Source organism: Vallitalea guaymasensis (genome assembly GCF_018141425.1).
GTDB classification, from domain to species: Bacteria; Bacillota; Clostridia; order Lachnospirales; family Vallitaleaceae; genus Vallitalea; species Vallitalea guaymasensis.
This window is the reverse complement of record NZ_CP058561.1, coordinates 2,799,142-2,818,687: the sequence shown is the minus strand read 5'-3', so window position 1 is coordinate 2,818,687 and position 19,546 is coordinate 2,799,142. Positions and strand designations below refer to the sequence as shown.

General features: G+C 33.6%; 16 protein-coding genes, 6 tRNA genes and 1 rRNA gene. All 23 read right to left on the bottom strand.

From position 1 onward, the window contains the following. Positions 1-67: 67 nt before the first annotated feature. Positions 68-2,671, bottom strand: coding sequence for a DUF5050 domain-containing protein (locus HYG85_RS12495; RefSeq protein WP_212689925.1), 2,604 nt, complete (start codon positions 2,669-2,671; stop codon positions 68-70). Positions 2,672-2,860: 189 nt separating this feature from the next. Then, positions 2,861-3,373: a L,D-transpeptidase gene (locus HYG85_RS12490; RefSeq protein WP_212689924.1), complete on the bottom strand. Its 513-nt coding sequence runs from the start codon at positions 3,371-3,373 to the stop codon at positions 2,861-2,863. A gap of 102 nt (positions 3,374-3,475) precedes the next feature. After that, positions 3,476-4,072: a superoxide dismutase gene (locus HYG85_RS12485; protein ID WP_113673242.1), complete on the bottom strand. Its 597-nt coding sequence runs from the start codon at positions 4,070-4,072 to the stop codon at positions 3,476-3,478. Positions 4,073-4,178: 106 nt separating this feature from the next. Then, a tRNA-Gln gene (locus tag HYG85_RS12480) sits at positions 4,179-4,250 on the bottom strand. A gap of 28 nt (positions 4,251-4,278) precedes the next feature. Continuing rightward, a tRNA-Gly gene (locus HYG85_RS12475) sits at positions 4,279-4,350 on the bottom strand. A gap of 5 nt (positions 4,351-4,355) precedes the next feature. Then, a tRNA-Gly gene (locus tag HYG85_RS12470) sits at positions 4,356-4,426 on the bottom strand. Between the two features lie 32 nt (positions 4,427-4,458). Beyond that, positions 4,459-4,531, bottom strand: a tRNA-Phe gene (locus HYG85_RS12465). Between the two features lie 61 nt (positions 4,532-4,592). Beyond that, a tRNA-Leu gene (locus HYG85_RS12460) sits at positions 4,593-4,678 on the bottom strand. Positions 4,679-4,756: 78 nt separating this feature from the next. Beyond that, positions 4,757-4,838: transfer RNA gene (locus HYG85_RS12455), tRNA-Tyr, on the bottom strand. Positions 4,839-4,987: 149 nt separating this feature from the next. Further along, positions 4,988-6,515: ribosomal RNA gene (locus HYG85_RS12450) — 16S ribosomal RNA — on the bottom strand. A 489-nt stretch (positions 6,516-7,004) separates the two neighbouring features. After that, positions 7,005-9,494: an alpha-amylase family glycosyl hydrolase gene (locus HYG85_RS12445; protein WP_212693668.1), complete on the bottom strand. Its 2,490-nt coding sequence runs from the start codon at positions 9,492-9,494 to the stop codon at positions 7,005-7,007. A gap of 52 nt (positions 9,495-9,546) precedes the next feature. Continuing rightward, the gene (locus tag HYG85_RS12440; RefSeq protein WP_113673240.1) at positions 9,547-9,930 is read right to left on the bottom strand and encodes a carbohydrate-binding protein; all 384 of its coding nucleotides are present in this window, start codon (positions 9,928-9,930) and stop codon (positions 9,547-9,549) included. A 395-nt stretch (positions 9,931-10,325) separates the two neighbouring features. After that, positions 10,326-10,526, bottom strand: coding sequence for a hypothetical protein (locus HYG85_RS12435; RefSeq protein WP_113673239.1), 201 nt, complete (start codon positions 10,524-10,526; stop codon positions 10,326-10,328). Positions 10,527-10,550: 24 nt separating this feature from the next. After that, positions 10,551-10,814: a hypothetical protein gene (locus HYG85_RS12430; protein WP_113673238.1), complete on the bottom strand. Its 264-nt coding sequence runs from the start codon at positions 10,812-10,814 to the stop codon at positions 10,551-10,553. A gap of 253 nt (positions 10,815-11,067) precedes the next feature. Continuing rightward, positions 11,068-11,283 (bottom strand): hypothetical protein, encoded by a 216-nt coding sequence (locus tag HYG85_RS12425; protein WP_212693667.1) that lies wholly within the window; start codon positions 11,281-11,283, stop codon positions 11,068-11,070. A gap of 14 nt (positions 11,284-11,297) precedes the next feature. After that, positions 11,298-13,916, bottom strand: a complete 2,619-nt coding sequence (locus HYG85_RS12420) for a DUF5050 domain-containing protein (protein WP_212693666.1) — start codon at positions 13,914-13,916, stop codon at positions 11,298-11,300. After that, positions 13,916-14,458, bottom strand: a complete 543-nt coding sequence (locus HYG85_RS12415) for a putative phage tail protein (protein ID WP_212693665.1) — start codon at positions 14,456-14,458, stop codon at positions 13,916-13,918. The genes HYG85_RS12420 and HYG85_RS12415 overlap by 1 nt, the downstream gene beginning before the upstream one ends. Further along, positions 14,451-15,515, bottom strand: coding sequence for a baseplate J/gp47 family protein (locus HYG85_RS12410; protein ID WP_212693664.1), 1,065 nt, complete (start codon positions 15,513-15,515; stop codon positions 14,451-14,453). The genes HYG85_RS12415 and HYG85_RS12410 overlap by 8 nt, the downstream gene beginning before the upstream one ends. After that, positions 15,508-15,906, bottom strand: coding sequence for a DUF2634 domain-containing protein (locus HYG85_RS12405; protein WP_113673232.1), 399 nt, complete (start codon positions 15,904-15,906; stop codon positions 15,508-15,510). Before HYG85_RS12405 ends, HYG85_RS12410 begins: the two co-directional genes overlap by 8 nt. After that, positions 15,903-16,178, bottom strand: a complete 276-nt coding sequence (locus tag HYG85_RS12400) for a DUF2577 domain-containing protein (RefSeq protein WP_212693752.1) — start codon at positions 16,176-16,178, stop codon at positions 15,903-15,905. Before HYG85_RS12400 ends, HYG85_RS12405 begins: the two co-directional genes overlap by 4 nt. Further along, entirely contained in the window at positions 16,179-17,135 is a 957-nt protein-coding gene (locus HYG85_RS12395; protein WP_113673230.1) for an XkdQ/YqbQ family protein, read from the bottom strand. Then, positions 17,132-17,806, bottom strand: coding sequence for a LysM peptidoglycan-binding domain-containing protein (locus tag HYG85_RS12390; RefSeq protein WP_212693663.1), 675 nt, complete (start codon positions 17,804-17,806; stop codon positions 17,132-17,134). Before HYG85_RS12390 ends, HYG85_RS12395 begins: the two co-directional genes overlap by 4 nt. Further along, entirely contained in the window at positions 17,807-19,378 is a 1,572-nt protein-coding gene (locus tag HYG85_RS12385) for a hypothetical protein (RefSeq protein WP_212693662.1), read from the bottom strand. It abuts the gene before it with no gap. Between the last annotated feature and the right edge of the window lie 168 nt (positions 19,379-19,546).

Genomic DNA, 19,546 nt, shown 5'->3' with positions numbered 1-19,546 from the left:
GTCCTTTCCAAACTGATTTGTAATCTTATTATAACGTAAAAGGCTGTCTATAAGACAGCCCAAATATTTATTGTAAAGGCATTTTTATTGTTTTATAATTTTCTCCTTCATGTACAGAGATATACAATACATCACCTACCAAGGAAAAATAGTCAACTTCCTTATCATAAACCTTAGTAGTGTTATCATTTCTAAAGTCATACCTATTGATACCTTCAAAATTATAATATAACTTATCGTTTACAACAATTAAATCACTTATTGCTATTTCCTTGTTAACAACAACTTCCTTTGAACCGCTATCAATATTTCTTTTGATGATTATACCTTTGAAACTATCTTCACCACTTATGCTTAGATAGTATAACTCATTCTTATCAGCATATATGAATTCACTATAAGTATTAGTGAGAGTCTGTTTATCTGAGCCATCCAATTTAACTCTTGCAAGCCTTTTGTTGCTATTTTGATAGTAGAGCCAACCATCAACTATATTCTCTAGATTACTACTATCATCAACTATAACTGTTTGTTCATCACTTATCAGGTTCTTTTTCCATATACACCCATCTGTAGAATCATCTAGAGAATAGTATATATGATCCTTCATAACTTTGAAGGATATATTATATATCTTAGGGTCAATAAAAGTAATTATATTATTGATATTATCAGTTTCCAGATTGATTCTATCTATATAAGTAGTAAAATTAATGTTGATTCCATCTAATCCAGTATAGTATATATATTTCCCTTCTATCTGGAAATCTGTAACCCATTTATCAACAATAAGTTTTATCTCATTAGTATCAACATTATACTTGTAGAGGTAACCCATATAGCCATCCACTTTGTAAACAAAGTATTTCCACTTATCATCAACCTGTTTTTCCATATCAAAGGATACATCAAATTTCAGGTCTTCAAGGTATTTTTCTACAGTATAATAACTTCCACCTTCCGAAGCTACACTCATATAGAACTTACCATCAATTATTTCCATATCAGTATAAGCCATACTAATAATGTCCAAGAATTCTCCTTGTGTATGATTGTTAGAGATTCTATATAATAGATTAGCTCCATTTTTTTCTACGTAATAGATATTTTCATCGTTGGCATATATATCTTTTATAGTATTTTCTGTGATCTTGATGTTTTCGCTTCCATCATTTTTAATTTTATACAGTCTACCGTCATCATCTTCATTTTTATAATATATTATATCTCCAACAATATCATAGGTAGTAGTAAATACATTGATATATCTGCTGTCATTACCTGTACCAGGGTTATATATACCAATTCTCTTCTTGTTATCCAAGAAATAGATAGTGGTCCCTGAACGCTTAATATTATTTACTGGTATATTTGTTATATTAGTAGTAACATTGTTTCTTATATTAAAAGCATGTAACTTATAATTATCATTCATATCAGTATAGTAGATGAAATTATTATATATTATGAATGAACCTACCATCTTATCTATAACTAATTTTTTTTCATTCATATTAATATCAAGACAATATAATTTTTTATCTACTGCATCAGTATAATATACATTTCCGTTGTTGGTGTCAAACATGTTGATAGCTATATCTGATATCTTTTTACCCATATCATCACCAACTACTTCGTAAAGCTTGTAAGAAGATAACTCATCAGCACTATCTAGACTTTCAAAGTTTTTGGAGAAAATCCTGTTATCAACTTTGATATACATCTTATGATGTTGTTCTCCGCCTGTTCCAATAAAAATTTTCTTCTCTGATAAGTCAGTTTTTACTTTCCATATTCTATTTTGACCATAAAAATATAAGTAACAGTCTTTCTCATAAAAGTCATTAAGTGATTCGTCAATAAATATTTTATCGGTCTTACCGTCGTAGCTATTTATTTTGTAGAGATATTCATTCTGATTATAATAGATTACATCATCGACTACAAAAACCTCGCTAACACTTAAATCAAATAATTGTCTTTCATCACTACCATCAAGTGCACAACTATACATTTTATTATCAAAATAGTATATTCTATCATTGCTTACGCTGAAATTAGTGAAATTTCCTTCTAATAGCAGCATAGGATTTTTCCCATCACTATCAATACTGAATAATCCCTGGTCAGTACTATAAAAAACAGTATCCCCATAATATTTTACAGAATAGATTTGGTTTTCTGTAGATACTATTTTAGTTTTTAGGGAACCATCTTTCTGAATTCTATAGATGTTATTTTCAAATATATAGAATATATAATCTTCACTTGTGCAGAAAGCATTTACATCCTCTTCTGAAAGTATTTCTTTGCCTGTACCATCCCAACTAACACGTGCTAATTTTGCTGGAGTATATTTTTCATTAGTATCAATATAATAGATCCAGCTCTCTAGATTCCTTATTCCGTCAAATCTGGCATCAGCTATTTTTGTAAGTCCAGTACCATCTGTCTTCATTCTATATATCTTGTAATTGTCATCAGGATTCCCAAAGTATAACCATTCATTAAAATCAATATCTGAAATTGTACTTTCTAAGTCAGCAGATTTTGTACTTGTTGTATCACTATCCACAATGGTTACTTCTACTTTCTTTTCATTTTTACAGCTTGTTAGAAGAAAGCATATAAAAACCATTAGGATAATTATATATTTGTTTATTCTCAATTTCATTTCCCCCTAAATAATTAGGTTCTTTCAACTAGTTCATTTGCACTATTTTTATATTGTTTCATTGTATCATATAGATTTTACAATAGTATTACTTTTATATTATTATTTTTATCTTTATCAATTTTAACAGTTCTTAAACTATAACTTTAATTAATACTAACATATTTCATGGTATTTTTAAATCTATTCATGAATAATTACTGTAGTTCCATCTGGAACATTTTCATAGAACCACTGGGCATCTTCCTCTCCAAGCCTTACACATCCATGACTTGCAGGTCCACCTAGCTTATCTTGTTCTTCTTCTATTATATTCCAATCTTTATCTCTAGGAATACCGTGAAATAAATATTGTTCTGTAATCCTTACCCAATATTTTGCTCCTTCTTTAAATCTTTCGGAGTAAAACCATAATCCTCTATTTTCTAAATTGAAAGTTCCAAGTAAAGTAGGCTCTTCTTTTGTTCCACCTGAACATATCATTTCTTTTTTTATTTCATTATTTTCTCTTACAATAACTTTATGTCCTTCTTCTTTTAGAGCTACTTCAACCCATAACCCCTCTACTATATCTTCTATAACTTCATCATTGATTACAAATCTAGCTTCTACTTCTTGGGCTACTTCTTTTTTACATCCTCCTGCTATGAATACAAAGACAGTTAAGATAAGAATAAAAAATACATTTCTTAACATAATACAACCTCTAAATATATATTTACCTAATTATATTCATGCATAATAATAATAGAATGTAAAAAACTTGGATTCAATCTATATAAGTCGAATTAAATATATCTATCTATATGAAACTATCTTAGTTCCCTCTAACCTTTTATTTACAACATCCCAATTAATATTCTCAAAGAATACCTTAATATATTCTTTTCTGTCGATACCAAAATCAATCATATAAGCATGTTCATATACATCCAAAACAAGGATTGGTTTACCATTATATACAGTTCCGTCATCATGACTGTCTTGACCTATTATACGAAGTTTTCCATTATATTCTCCTTGGATTAATACTACCCATCCTCTCATACTTAACCCTGTATTAGTAAACATCTCTACAAAATTATCATAAGAACCGAAATCTCTATTTATCATATCCAGTATCTTACCATGTATCTTAGACTTACGCCCTGTTATATTACCAAAATACAGCTGATGGAGGATAATTCCATTCAAAGAATATGATTCACCTTTTTTTAGGCTCCTTAATGTGCTGTATGTTGAGTTAGGATTTTCATAGCTGTCTTTTTGTTTAAGCAGATCATTTATTTCTCCAAATTTATTAATATAACCTACATATAGATCATAATGCTCTTCTAGTTGTTTTTTTGTAATACCATCCACAGTGTTAAAATTAAAAACTTGCGGTTTGTACATTTTATCACCCTTTCAGTCTATTACAATTATTATATGCATGGTATTAATAATATTGTAAGTCCTAGTTTCCTATCACACAAAAAAAAGATACTTACGTATCTTTTAACTGGGTAGGCAGGATTCGAACCTACGCATACTAGAGTCAAAGTCTAGTGCCTTACCGCTTGGCGACTACCCATCATAATATTAATTTTTTGGAACACAAAAGCGCGAGACGGGATTCGAACCCGCGACCCTCGCCTTGGCAAGGCGATGCTCTACCACTGAGCCACTCACGCATAAAAGCGGGTGATGGGAATCGAACCCACGTATCCAGCTTGGAAGGCTGGTGTTCTACCATTGAACTACACCCGCATATTTTATTTTTTTGTTAGTGTTTCGATCAATGCCCAGAGGCGGAATCGAACCACCGACACGAGGATTTTCAGTCCTCTGCTCTACCGACTGAGCTATCTGGGCTGAATCAGCAAAAACAATTTTACCAGATAATAGAGCATTTGTCAATACTTTTTTATTTTAATGCCGGAGACCGGAATCGAACCGGTACGGTCTTTAAGGACCGCAGGATTTTAAGTCCTGTGCGTCTGCCAGTTCCGCCACTCCGGCATAAAGAATAATCTTATGCCTAACAAATAAATATTTACAATGTAAGAATTTGCCTGCTAAGCAAAGTCAAATCTTTAATGGAGGGAGAAGGATTCGAACCTTCGAAGGCGGTGCCAACAGATTTACAGTCTGCCCCCTTTGGCCACTCGGGAACCCCTCCATAAGAACATGATATATAATATCACATTTCTATAAAATGTCAATAGTTTTTAAACATTTTCTCAGCAGTTAAATAATAGTATATTAAACTCTCAAGTTTCCTTAATTGTTTATAAAGTAGAAACCTCAGTTTCACTTTATTTTCCTTAGAAAGGAGGTGATCCAGCCGCACCTTCCGATACGGCTACCTTGTTACGACTTCACCCTAGTCATCGGCTTCACCTTCGACAGCTCTCTCTTTGCAGTTGAGTCACTGGCTTCGGGCGCTTCCAACTCCCATGGTGTGACGGGCGGTGTGTACAAGGCCCGGGAACGTATTCACCGCGACATTCTGATTCGCGATTACTAGCGATTCCAACTTCATGTAGTCGAGTTGCAGACTACAATCCGAACTGGGACGGCTTTTTTGGGATTTGCTCCATGTCACCATTTTGCTTCCCTTTGTCACCGCCATTGTAGCACGTGTGTAGCCCAAATCATAAGGGGCATGATGATTTGACGTCATCCCCACCTTCCTCCGAGTTGTCCCCGGCAGTCTCTCTAGAGTCCCCAACTTAACTTGCTGGCTACTAAAGATAAGGGTTGCGCTCGTTGCGGGACTTAACCCAACATCTCACGACACGAGCTGACGACAACCATGCACCACCTGTCTCTTCTGTCCCGAAGGAAAGTTCCGATTAAGGAACGGTCAGAAGGATGTCAAGATTTGGTAAGGTTCTTCGCGTTGCTTCGAATTAAACCACATGCTCCACCGCTTGTGCGGGCCCCCGTCAATTCCTTTGAGTTTCAATCTTGCGATCGTACTCCCCAGGTGGAATGCTTAATGCGTTTGCTGCGGCACCGAGGTTCGACCCCCGACACCTAGCATTCATCGTTTACGGCGTGGACTACCAGGGTATCTAATCCTGTTCGCTCCCCACGCTTTCGTGCCTCAGCGTCAGTTACAGTCCAGAAAGCCGCCTTCGCCACTGGTGTTCCTCCTAATATCTACGCATTTCACCGCTACACTAGGAATTCCGCTTTCCTCTCCTGCACTCTAGCAAAGCAGTTTCAAATGCAGTCCCGAGGTTGAGCCTCGGGCTTTCACATCTGACTTACTTCGCCGCCTACGCACCCTTTACACCCAGTAAATCCGGATAACGCTTGCCCCCTACGTATTACCGCGGCTGCTGGCACGTAGTTAGCCGGGGCTTCTTAGTCAGGTACTGTCACTATCTTCCCTGCTGATAGAAGTTTACGATCCGAAAACCTTCTTCCTTCACGCGGCGTCGCTGCATCAGGGTTTCCCCCATTGTGCAATATTCCCCACTGCTGCCTCCCGTAGGAGTTTGGGCCGTGTCTCAGTCCCAATGTGGCCGATCACCCTCTCAGGTCGGCTACTGATCGTCGCCTAGGTAAGCCGTTACCTTACCTACTAGCTAATCAGACGCGGGTCCATCCTATGCTACCGGAGTTTTTACCACTCAGTCATGCGACTCTGTGGTCTTATGCGGTATTAGCACACTTTTCAATGTGTTATCCCCCTGCATAGGGCAGGTTACCCACGCGTTACTCACCCGTCCGCCGCTTTCCACTACCTAAATCACCCGAAGGTTCAATAGATAGCTTCTCGCTCGACTTGCATGTGTTAAGCACGCCGCCAGCGTTCATCCTGAGCCAGGATCAAACTCTCATGTTAAAGTTTCATCTTGACCAGATTGCTCTGGCTTATATTTTATAGACTATCGTCTTTATCCATTAATTTACTAAGGAATTTTCTTGGGTAAAACTTTATTACTAAAGTTTTGTTGTCTAATATACTATTTATTTTTCATTGTTCAAAACTGCGTCGGAGACTATAATAACAAATTATTAGAAATGTGTCAAGCATTTTTAATAAAAAAGTTTTTTATTATTGTTTTATTACTCACTATAATACTATTAACTTTGATAATATCGGTATAATTTCTTCCTTATTATACATCGTTAATACGTACTAAAATATTATTGCTTTTAGTTAACTAATACATATAAAAAAAATATTTTTAAATTATTTCTTCCTATCAATTTTTTGAGTCTCAATCTATTACCACAATAAAAAACATAAAAATAATATCAACAAAAAGACTATCATATTATTCTATTCATTTTTGATAAAATGATAGTCTCTCTGTTTTTATACTATATCTTATCTAACTGTATCTTGCACAAAATAAGCTGCGCTATTATCAGCCCAATATTGTACAGCAACCTTTTCTGTATTATCATCAATACTCCATTGTGTTTCATCAGCATATGGCATCCATTGACTCCATGTTTTTCCATCATCATTGGATACTCTTAAGTATTTTGCTCCTGCTGCTGAATGATGTAATACAATATCATTAGAATCTGCATCTCTAACTAAATTCTCATCATAAGTCCAATATTTTGATGGATTAGCTATTGGATTAGTATCCATTCCTTTTCTGAATCTAGATTCAAATTTACCATATAAATGTTTTCCATCTGTACTCTTAGCATTTTCTAGTATCTCTACTGAATGAATTCCATCATTGACATTTGTTACATATGTAAGAGTTTTATTATTACTGTCATAACATAAATCAGATGCTGAAACTCCATTACCATCATAACGGAATGCATCTTTTACACTATTTTCATCCATATCTTTACTGAACTTCACAGAAATAGTTTGTGTATCACTATTTACTCTATTATCATGTTCTGGTGTTACTGATGTTACAACAGGATCTAGACTTTGTAAATTATCAGCTCTAACGAAAACTTTTGTTTCATAAGGTCCCACCCATAATGAACTCATCTTACCATTTTCACCAAGACGATATCTTTCAGTTGGGTTCATTGCGTTAACAATTTCGTCACCTTCATTCCAACCAGTATGGAAATCTTTTGCTTCTATATTGTCTGACCAAGTGTTAAATGCAACCATTGCCCAGTTTTTTTGGTCTCCCCAAACACGGCTATATACATAAACACCATTGCCTGCATCTGGTTGACACCATCTTTCATACAATTCATCTGTATTTTGAAGTGCTGGATATTGTCTTCTTAAATTCATGATTTTTTGAACATATTGATATGAAGGATTACACATATCAAAGTTATCTTTTACAGCTGGATTAGTACCTGTTTTACAATTAATATCATACCATGCAACACTGCTCATGAAATCTTCACGTGATATACCACCAAGAGCAGTACCTTCTGAAGAAAATCCTTGTTCATCTCCATAATAGAAAAGAGGTACACCAGGCCATAAAGCAATTACACTACTTGCAAGGTTAGATTTTTTGAAACCATCATTTGCACTTGCCATTCTCCATTGGTCGTGATTATCATAGAAATTAAGCATTGTATATCTTGATTCATTTTTTTGTGGATCCCAGAAATCATAGGCTTCCTTGTCTTTATCATATTGAACCTTACACTGATTCAACTTACCATAAGCTTGGTCTTTGATCGCTGGCATGAAGAAATTGAAATACATCTGATAGTTGATACCACCATCCATTGTATATGTATTATCAATAAATGAATAAGGATTTCCCCATTGAGAAGGTTCTTTTCCTCTTCCTACCATTGTAGCACCACGTCCGCGATCACAATAGAATTCACCAAATATAAAGAAGTTATCTTTTCCAAGACTTGCTGCATAATCTTTTACTGCTGGAGCCCATCTCTTAAAGAAGTAAAGAGGTACCTGCATAGGGGTATCCATACGAATACCATCAATGTCTGTTGTTGCAATCAAGGATTTTGTCATAGCAATAATCTTATCTTGAACACGAGGATGAGTTGTTCTAAGGTCATCTAATGAACCATAGATCTTTCCTAAATGATTGCACCATGCATCACCGTAATCTGTAAGATCACCATTATGATGGAAATCACTATTCCAGAAAGAGCCTGTTCCCATACCAGAATCTGTCTTTTTATTCCCTTGGGAATCATACACATCACAGTACTGTCCTTCAGGTATAAATGTATTATCTACAGTAAAATCTTGATAAGTTTCGTTTGGATCTCTAGGTACTAATCTATATTCGCCATTATGAAGTCTAAATGGTGCACCTTCATTTTGGTGTCCTTCAAAGTAATATAAGTCAGACATATGGTTAACAATCATATCAACAATTACATACATTCCTTTTGAATGTGCTGCATCTACCATTTCTCTAAAATCATCTATTGTTCCAAATCTGTCATCAACTAACGTAAAATCTATTTCTCCATATCCGTGATAGGAGTTACATCTGTTTTGAAATACTGGTGAAATCCATATAGCTGTATAGCCTAGAGATTTTATATAATCTAACTTATCAGCTATTCCTTTAAAATCTCCACCGTGACGAGCATCAACTTTATAAAGGTCATATCCGCCATATTTGCCTTCATTGTTTGATGGGTCTCCATCTGCAAATCTGTCTGTAATGAATTGGTACATTGGAACTGTTCTCCAATCATTTGGTGAAGGAAAATAGTTATGTCCTTCCCATTGACCGTAATAACCTGCTGGATTAGAACCATCTTGACTATAGTTTACATTCCAAGCAGCATTTTCATTGGTTCTTGGAGCTGCTAGCCCTGTATTAGTCATAAGACCTAATGCTAGTGGAAGAACCAAAGCTTTTGATATTATTTTTGATTTTTTCATGTTTCTATACCTCCTGAAAACTCCCCAATAAAATCGGGGAGTTAAGTCTTAATTATTTAGCTACCATGTGAAAATCATTTCCATCATTGTTTTCCCAAAATCCTTCTGCTCCTCCACGGTTGTATAGGATGTGGAAACAGTAATCAATGGTATCATTTTCATTTACTTCAACATCTGCTTCATACCATACTTTAAAATTGTGATTTTCATCATAACCATATTTACAAGTCATTGGTACATCTTTTATATCGTTCCATCCGTTAACTCCATAATGAAGTATTACTGCTTCAGTATAAAGACTTGGTTCATACCAACTGTTGTAAACAACCTTGCATGTTACCTTTTGAGCAGGTGCAGCGGCAAAAGCATTTGCTGATAAGCTTCCTGAGACTAATAACATAACTGTTAAAAACATGATACTAGATACTTTTTTCATAATCGTTCATCCTTTCTATATGTTTTTATTATTCAAACGATTCACGTAGTATTTTAGGACAAAGAGGAAATAATTTCAAGAGTGGTAAAAGGTAGGAAACAGTAGAAATATGTCGATAAATAAAAAGTTTGGTCGAGAGGCATTTTTAGGTAAAATATTATATAATCAGGATATTATTTTTCTAATAAAAATCAGCGAAATATTTTTCATGGTAAATTTTTTGTTAACAATATGTCAAATAGTTTGTGATTTTATATAACATAACAACTTATATGATATAAATTTCATGATTTTCCACAAAATATTTTTTGGTGGGTTTGTTGAATTATTATGTAAAAACAGTAGAACTACGCAGAAAATTAGAGGTTTAGCGTAGTTCTAAGTTAGTAAACTTATTAATGATTCCATTCTGTGGTCTTCATACCGCCATCGTTCATTATTCCTAATAAGATGCCTATTGTACATAGAGCTTTTACTATTGTCATTATCTGTTCATTGTCTACCTGTAATCCAAGGTTAGTCAGTATCAGGATAACAGCGCTTGCTATTCCTAAGACGGTCTTTGTGTTAGTTAGTTTTTGTAGTATTCTTTTCATGGTGTTGCCTCCTTTCTTACATGTTTATCCAAGGTTGCTTATTATTGCTAGGATAGTTGCAGTTAGACCTACTATCCAGCCGATGTATTCTCTGTATGCTTTTTTATTGGTTGTATGATCTTCTAGTCTTTGGACTCTATCATCTACGTCGTTAATCACTTGTCTAAGTCCATTGTAGTCTCTTATTAGAGTTTTTGTTTCTGTCATTGCAATGGTAAGATCATTGGTTTCTTTTGTAACCTTTTGTATTGCTTCATAGAATTCTTTTTGTGTGACAACGTTGTTCATTTTTAACCTCCTTTTGTTCGGGTATTTCTTATATAAGATATTGGGTTAAGTTTATTTTAGCATGGGTGAGCACGACATTAACACGAAGTGATTATGGAAATTGTAAAGAGTGTTCTCGGTTGAGAACACTCTTTGTAAGTATTATTTAGTATTTATTTCGTATTAGTATCCTATTTTACATTAAATATTTCAGTATATATAATGATGGATTCCCATATAATTCAACTTTTTGTTATGTACATTTTATAAATAATTATATCTTAAATATAGGTTTATGATTATCTGGAACTGATACATCTATTCTTATCAATTCTTTTCCATCTAATTCCCCATACTCAAACTCCATACTTGGAATACCTTTAGGCTTATTATGTGGTTCTATGTCAATACCCTCCGAATAACAATCGTTGATTACATATAAAATAGTACCATCAACATCGTAAACTACTAAAGCACCTCTTTTACTCAATTTAATTCCTCCTTTTAATATCCAATAATCATATACCCAATTTTAAAAGTTTCAGGGTCTGTGGAATCGCCTTGTTGTCCACCAATTCTAACTATCTGTTTATCATGTAAGCTAAAAATATCTTCTTTTGATATTACAGCAAGTGAATTAGCATTTATATTTCCACCACTCTCTCTTATTGAAGTACAACCTATTCCTACAGACGACCATCCTAACATGGGTTCTACTAATCTATTTGTTGCTTGACCTGAGACTTTATTAGAACTTATAGGTATTCCACTTAAATATTGTGCATTAAATCCTTCAGGCAAAGCAAATTCTACATATCTATTTGAATATCTATCTGCATTATAAAATGTAATTTTACCCATTAATATTTTAGTTGTCTTCGAATTTATGTCATATATATCAGGTTTTTTCTTTAAAATTATACCACTAACGTATTTAGACTCTTGGTAAGATGGAACTTTGAGTTTTCCATCTGCTTTAACCTGAATAAGTTCTAGCTTTCCATCTCCTTTATATACATTCTCATACATGTTAAACTCTATCTGTTTATTACTATAGTGATTGTCAATTTTTAAATAATCAGAACCTCCACTTACACTTTCTTTATGTCCTTTATATACCCCCTCTACATTAGTATTATTTGTAGAGACATCAAATTCATAATATTGGTCATTTCTATAAGAAAAATCTCTCTTATGTATTACTATTACGTATTTTCCAGCACTTAACTTAGTATTAAATTTAAAAAATACTTTTTTTAAAGTAGGTAAATCTTGTACCCCAGTAGTAGGGCTTTGTACCACATAACTTCCTAACTTGTCATTACTATCCCAATTGTATATAGACATTTTTAAATCTGTAGCATAACCATTTCTTTTAACCTTTATAGAAATTGCACCTAAATCTATATCTCTATCTAAGGATACTGGCCACCCAAACCAAGACTCAATACGCTGATAACCTACTCTGTCGCTTTCCTTAATAGCATTAGAGGAGAATTCTACTTTTGTATAAGATTGATACTTTTTTCTTCTACTTATATTATTTATGCTTTCTATATTAGTCTTAGTAGATATAAAAGTCATCTTAGAAGCTCTACTACACAATAGACCTTTAGAAGTTAAGACCGGATTATATACACCTACAGCCGATTGGTACGGAATGTCAACTCTTCTTAACCGCCCAGTAATATTGTTCAGGCTATACAGAATCCCATCGGCGGAAGCAAATAGTGTTTCTTTTCTATCCTCACTTAAAGAAAATTCAGTTGTTACTCTAAGTCCTTTTAATTCAATTTGAGAACCTCCTATGATAGAAATATATGCTTTATATTCACTTGCTGAAGATGTATAGTGCATTACTACGCTATAAGGATTTATACTAATGCATGAATTTTTATCAAAACTAGTAATTTTTACTTCTTTACTTCCATCAGTATTTATCATATAACAATCATAATAATATCCATTTAGAGTAATATAAGTTATCCTATCTTCCCCATCCCTAGGATTAAAAGCTATCTTATGTATTTGTTTATCATTTAGTTTTACTCTATTATTTCCATCAATGTCTATTCTATAAAGTTTACCCCCATCACTCCAGTTAGCATAATATAATCTTTTCCCATCTGTGATTAAACCAATAATGTCATCTCCAGAATTAATCAATTTATCATCTGTTCCATCTAATTTCATAGAACGTAGCTCATTAACACTTCCTGGTGGTGAATAATATAATCTATCGCCTATAAGGGTTATATCATTAATATAAGTATCCTTTAGCTTACGCATATCCGTTCCATCCCAATTATACCTCACTAAACATTTTTTTGAACTATTATAAGTATTGAAGAAGATATAATTATCATTATATACTAATGCATTCATATATCTATTGTCTTCACCATACACAAAAGTTCCATTAAGATTATTGTTACTTACCAAAAGGGGAATATCCTGAGATATAATATAGTCCCCTTTCTTTACATCTATAATTTCAGTAGTCTCACCTTTATTATGCATTGCAAAAAAACTAGTATCTTGACTGCCCCTACCTTTAGGAGCATAGATAAAAAAATTTGCCTCTTCTACCACCTCAACAAAACCTTTAGATAATTCTATGACATTAGTATCATCAATATTTTTTAAAATGTTTGAAGTTACCCCACCATCTAGTGATATTGTTATATCTCCACCAGTTAAATCTGTACTTAATTTAAAGAATAATCTTTTCGTATCAGATTGTCTTTGTAACTGAATTTGAGTCCCAACTATTGTTGGTATTTGATACGTATTTGAATCACTTTTGTATTTCACAAAGTCTTCTTGTTCGTTCGCAATATCAGCCAACTGCGAACCAACTTCCCCCAAAACATCCTCAACATTATCCCCAATAAACTTACCACTTTCATCTTGTATCCTTATCATCTCTGCATCATGAGTATCTGGATGATTATAATTATTGGCATTATCTTCTACGCCACTTAACTTCTCATCCATATTCCCCACTTTTTCATCTATCTTATCCCAGTTATCATTCATCATACTTTTAATATTAAACGTATCTTCTCCATCTATAGCTGGGTCTACTTTATAGAGATTAAGTTTTGATGTGTAATCTGACATTAGATAACACCTCCTTCGAATAGATTTAATTTCGTATTTTGTAATTCGTTGATTGTTCTATTGTCATGTATATCTTTTACCAACAGATATTTAATGTTATACTTCACTCCCAGATGGGCTGGTATAATCTGTTCAATAGCCTCTTTTACAGCTTTCATATTACTTGGTATCCCATAAAAACTATTGAACTTGATATTTATCTTCCCATCTGCAAAGGTTACTTCAACATCTCCATTAGTCCAAGAATCTACTACATCTTTTATCAATTGTTCATCTATCTTACCTATTCCACGTATTTTACTACGTATCCTAGAACGCCTATCTTCATCGGTATCTTTGCTATTACTATCTTGTATTCCAGTATCTTTTTCCCAATTACTAAGTCCTGTAGTAGCAGTATCTAAAAACATTTGATTATAGAGTTCTTTCATATGCGCTTTCAAGTCATCAAACTTTTTATCTTCCACTTCCATTGTTAACTGAAATTCTCTAATACCAGAGTAGTAATCAGGTAGATACTTCATTAAGTCTGTATCATTCATTTAGAGTCACCGTCCCTATTATCGGTACTTGGTCTGTTAATACCACATTACTTGTACCACCATTAATAGTTAGGTTAGAATAATCGCTTCCACCTGCTTGTGAGATAGCATCAAGAAGTATTGCACCTACTTTGGCATAGCTGATTGAATAGTTATCTTTATCCTGCCAGTTATCAGATATCAAATCAGTAAAATATCTACTTAATTCTTTTGTAAATATATTTTTAACATCATCCTTATCCGCATCTATTACAGTAGCAGTTAGATCAATAGTCTGTGAAACTGCTGCTTCTACTGTACATTTTGCGCCTATTGGTGCTGTACCTTTTCCTCTTCCCTCTTTACTTGGATCAATATACTCTTGGATTTCATCAACCAATGCTTGTGATGCTGGCTGCATTAAGGTATCTACGACTATTATTTTAACTGTATAGTCTCCATTCCATCTTGGAATTACTTTAGCAGCTCCTACACCTTTAATATCTTTAGCCCACTTTTGATAGTGATAGATATTTCCTGAAGTGGCAGATTTCTTGACTTTTTCCTGCTGTCTATCAAGTAGAGATTCATCCGTTTCCATATCTTCACCTGGAACAATGACATCTTGTAAAACTGCTGACATCAATCCTTCTATCTCTTCTATAGGGATGAGTGTTCCTGTATCTGAGTTACCTTTTAATCCTTCTTGCTCACATTCTAGAGTTACGTTTTCCATTCCACCACTATTGTCTTTTACAACGTATGTAAGATCACCTAAACCAAATCTACTGCCAACCTTAGGAGTGACCCCTGTGAATGCACCTTTTCGAATTGCTTTAGTAGCATTTCTCCTATAGATACCAAAATCAGCACATTTCCTGTCTAAAAACTCACCACTTGATGAAGTTACAAAGGACATTTTTAATGCTGTATCAAGATCGATATATAGCTGTGCAAGTTCAGCGCAGGCTGGGGCAATTGCATCATATATAATACTGCCTTGCCTCTTATCTACCGTATCTGGTATTTTTGACATTGCATCTTCCACAATTGATTCATAGGTCATATGCTCAAACATTAACCATCACCTCGCTTTCAAAAGAACCCTCAACACTGATGACTTTAAACCTTACTGACATACTTTCTCCTTCATGGGAAAATACAAAATCAGTAACATTAATAATGCGGTCATCGGTAGTTAGTGCATCTCTTATTCGTCGTCTTAGTTCCATCTCTATATAATCGCTATCTTTTCCTATTAATCCATTTAGCTCTGATCCATAAGAAAAATCATATATAAGATATTGATATCTAGCTGTTTCCAAGATTTTGAATACAGCTTGTTTTATTGCATCAATACCATCAATGTAATCATTTATTTTTCCTTCTAACAAATTTAATTTATAGGTTTTTGTTTGTGGTATTATTTCTTCAAAATCCTTTATATTTGTTCCGCTTATAGGTATCATGTCGCCACCACCTTATCTAGCACAATGTATTGTTGTCCACCTTGTGCTCTTAAAAGTACTACTTTATCCCCAATATGCAATAAATTATTAACAGCTACTGTGCTTGTCAAAACCAAGAAATCCTCATCAAGTATGAATCTCTGGTCCACTTGTATCTGTAAGGGATGTATTTCTATAACTTGTCCATAGTAAAAAGTTACATCTTGGCTATTATCTTTTACTCCTTGATTAATCTGCTTTAATGCCCCAATAAATTTCTGTGTATTACTCATCTATATCACCTTCAATGTTAAGCTCATTGTATGTTGATTGTTGCTAAAATTATGTTTTGCATTGTCAACAATAAATCTTTGTTTAAGGTCTATGCCTTTTATATCAACATATATTGAATTTCCTGCTCTTATAGATAAATCACCTATACAATCAAGACTTAATCCTTTTACTACTCTATTTTTAACAGATTGCAGCTGATTAGCCCTTTTTCGAATCTGTGCTTCATTTAACTTGTCATTGACTTTTTCATAGTACTGGAGAAGTCCCCATTTTTTAATATTGCTACTATCTTTTACAATAAATACTTCTCTTTTACCAGTTTGTTTATTGTCTTTATATAGCTTAATCTTATTATATGAATCTCCATCTATACTTCTATCATAGGAATAACTTGTCAATAGACTGCTATCTCCAATAATCAGATCCGTAAACATAGTTGTTATATTCTTAAGGGTTATACTTCCAAAGGAATCATATAATACATACATTTTACCTGTGTTAATCAAAGTATTATCTAAGGTCTTATATATGATGTCTAAAAGTGTCTGCCCATCTTCAACCATTAGAGGTATTTTGTAATCAGTATTTTCTATTGTTCCTAATTTAATGTTAAAATCAGTAGCAATCTTTCTTATGATTTCATCTGCTCTTTTGTTCTTGAATACGTATGTATCCTTATTAAGCAAATACCTTATCTGGTCATAAGCTGTGATACTGAGAGTTTCATCTGATGACCTTTTGATTTTGAATATATAACCGTAGAATATACCAATGTTATCTTTTTTGAAGTATATAATGCTTCCTTCACTTATTTCTAAACCTTTTTCTATGACTAAAGTAAAAGATAATTCAGAGGCTTTTCCTACTCTAACTGTATCCCATGTAATGCTGGTGACCAACTGACTAATATCATGGATATTGCCATTGGATGTATTTTGCATAATTAGATTAATCATAGTCTCACCTCGTTTTGAGGTATTTTCAGCTTCTGTCCTGGATATATCAGGTTAGGGTTTTTTATGTTATTTATCTGAGCTATTTTATTGTACAAGTTACCGTTTCCTAGTTGTAGTTTAGCTATTTTCCATAGGGTATCACCTTTTTTTACTATGTAAGTCTTAGGTATTACCTTAGTTACTGGTCTTGCTCCCTGATAGTCTTTGGTATAAGCCATTTTGCCGTTGTTATTAGATAATGTTATTCGTCTTGCTTTGAATTCACGGTATTCTGTTAGGCTCATGGTATAGTAGATATCTCCGACTTCTCCTGCTCTTTCAGTTATCTCAAAGTCTTCTATCATCCATAGTCTATCTATAGGATAATATCCACCTGTTACTTTGAATGTTAGGATTTTATTACTCTGTTTCCAACTGTATATTTTGTTTACATAAACACTTGGATGTTCTAAGTTATTTGTCATTACAAAGGGTGCTTCTTCTAATGGAAAGAAACTGCTGATACTTATTTTCAAAAGTTTTCTATCACCTGAACCGACTACTTCACCAAACTGGTAGATATTATAGGTTTCTGTGTTCCCTGACTGAGTGACGTTAATCTCTTCTGGATTGACTGGGAGTAGTATTTCTTCTTCACTATTATCTAATAGTCCTATATAAAATTTATACATCTATGCATACACCCCCTGTGCTGAATTAGTGACTTCTGTTACAAGAGCTTCAGTTATCTTGCCAAGAAGTCTATCTGCGTCTGCATTTTCATTGACAGTCATATCGCCCATTGATACTGTTGGAGTTAAGGTTACAAAATTCTGTATCATTTCTCGTTCTGCTACGTCTCTCATAAGTTTTACATCTTCATCGGCAATGTCTACATCATCGTTTATCTTGTTAACTTGTACCCCTACATCTTTACTCTTGCCTGTTCCATTGCCATTGCTTTGTAACTGTTCTGTTCCTTCAACTTTACTTTCCAACTGTGCTATACCTAATTTTTCTTTTAATGCATCTGCTGAAAAGTTTTCTATAGCTCCTGCCACAGCTTCTTTAGCACCACTTAGATCAACTTTACCTTTTCTGATAAATTTTCCTGTTGCTTCAGCTGCTCCACTGAAATCAACTTTCAGATGGTCTATTTTCCCTATATTTGCACCTAGCATATTAAGTCCAGAAATAATTAGATTAATGCCATCTATAAATGGATTAACAAATATATTCAAGAATGTATTAATACCATCACCAGCAAATCTAATGATCCCTTCTGCTGCAGATGCAAGTCCTTCTATGAGACCATTGATTCCCCATTCAACGAAATCAAAGAAACCTCTTGTTAAATTGGCAACTGCTGTTCTAACAGGCTCCATAGTTGCAATAAGTGTTATAAGAATTGTAATTAAAATGATAATAGCTTTAATTACTATCATAGTCGGATTGGCTTCTTGTATAGCTTTTAAAATTCTTTCTTTGATTATACGTATTTCCATAACTGCATTATGAATGGTCGTTGCTAATGTTATTGCTCCAATTGCTAATGCAACAGCACCTAGAACAGCCAAAACTATATGAGAATTCTCAATCACTACAGATAACATAGAATTAATCATATCCATTAATGGTTTCACATAATCTAATAGCATCATAACTCCACCAATTATTTTTTCTATAATTACCATTATCAGGTCAAGCATCGCTACAAACTCTTTACTATCAAAAAATGCTAATACTTTTTCCAAAACCGGTTGTATGGCTGTTGCAATCCTACCACCCATATCAACCCATGTATTATTCCATTTTTCTTTTATCTTATTGACCGTATTTGAAAATTTTTCATCCTGTGTAATACCTAGCTTAATATTTTTCCCTATTGGTGTTTCCCAGAATTTTTTTATATAACTAGTTGCTTTCTCAATTCCTACTGGAATACCCGAAAACCATTTTTTCTTCTTAGTAGAACCTTTTTCTCCTGCTTCTATTTTGCTTTCTGATTCTTTATTTTTCTTTCCTATTAATTGATTCATCTTATTGATGATACCTTTCATAGGATTTTCCATTGTTTCCTTTACATTACTAATTTCTTTAATTTTATCAGAGAGTTTGAATCCTTTCTTCATCTTATCAATAGCCTTGTATCCTTCTTCAATCTTATCTTTATAAGTATTGAATGTAGATATATTCTTTTCTATTGTAGTACTTAATTTATTCAACATCTCTACTGAATTATTTATTGTTGTTATTGCCGTCATGTATTCACCACCTTCATTAACGTGTCTTATTATAAGCCTTCTTCTCAGCTTCTATATGTAAATCTACACTAGCCATTACAAAAGCTTTTTCACGTCTTGGTAAATCTACAAATTGTTGAGGGAGTAAGTTTATTTTATGTAGTAGATAATGAGCATAATTAGCATCTG

Bases quoted from the DNA above. Each gene is read 5' to 3' on its own strand.
- HYG85_RS12405 (WP_113673232.1), bottom strand. From the start codon at position 15,906: ATGATACCTATAAGCGGAACAAATATAAAGGATTTTGAAGAAATAATA.
- HYG85_RS12415 (WP_212693665.1), bottom strand. From the start codon at position 14,458: ATGAATGATACAGACTTAATGAAGTATCTACCTGATTACTACTCTGGT.
- HYG85_RS12430 (WP_113673238.1), bottom strand. From the start codon at position 10,814: ATGAACAACGTTGTCACACAAAAAGAATTCTATGAAGCAATACAAAAG.
- HYG85_RS12485 (WP_113673242.1), bottom strand. From the start codon at position 4,072: ATGTACAAACCGCAAGTTTTTAATTTTAACACTGTGGATGGTATTACA.
- HYG85_RS12410 (WP_212693664.1), bottom strand. From the start codon at position 15,515: ATGTTTGAGCATATGACCTATGAATCAATTGTGGAAGATGCAATGTCA.
- HYG85_RS12395 (WP_113673230.1), bottom strand. From the start codon at position 17,135: ATGATTAATCTAATTATGCAAAATACATCCAATGGCAATATCCATGAT.
- HYG85_RS12445 (WP_212693668.1), bottom strand. From the start codon at position 9,494: ATGAAAAAATCAAAAATAATATCAAAAGCTTTGGTTCTTCCACTAGCA.
- HYG85_RS12400 (WP_212693752.1), bottom strand. From the start codon at position 16,178: ATGAGTAATACACAGAAATTTATTGGGGCATTAAAGCAGATTAATCAA.
- HYG85_RS12440 (WP_113673240.1), bottom strand. From the start codon at position 9,930: ATGAAAAAAGTATCTAGTATCATGTTTTTAACAGTTATGTTATTAGTC.
- HYG85_RS12420 (WP_212693666.1), bottom strand. From the start codon at position 13,916: ATGTCAGATTACACATCAAAACTTAATCTCTATAAAGTAGACCCAGCT.
- HYG85_RS12490 (WP_212689924.1), bottom strand. From the start codon at position 3,373: ATGTTAAGAAATGTATTTTTTATTCTTATCTTAACTGTCTTTGTATTC.
- HYG85_RS12390 (WP_212693663.1), bottom strand. From the start codon at position 17,806: ATGTATAAATTTTATATAGGACTATTAGATAATAGTGAAGAAGAAATA.
- HYG85_RS12435 (WP_113673239.1), bottom strand. From the start codon at position 10,526: ATGAAAAGAATACTACAAAAACTAACTAACACAAAGACCGTCTTAGGA.
- HYG85_RS12385 (WP_212693662.1), bottom strand. From the start codon at position 19,378: ATGACGGCAATAACAACAATAAATAATTCAGTAGAGATGTTGAATAAA.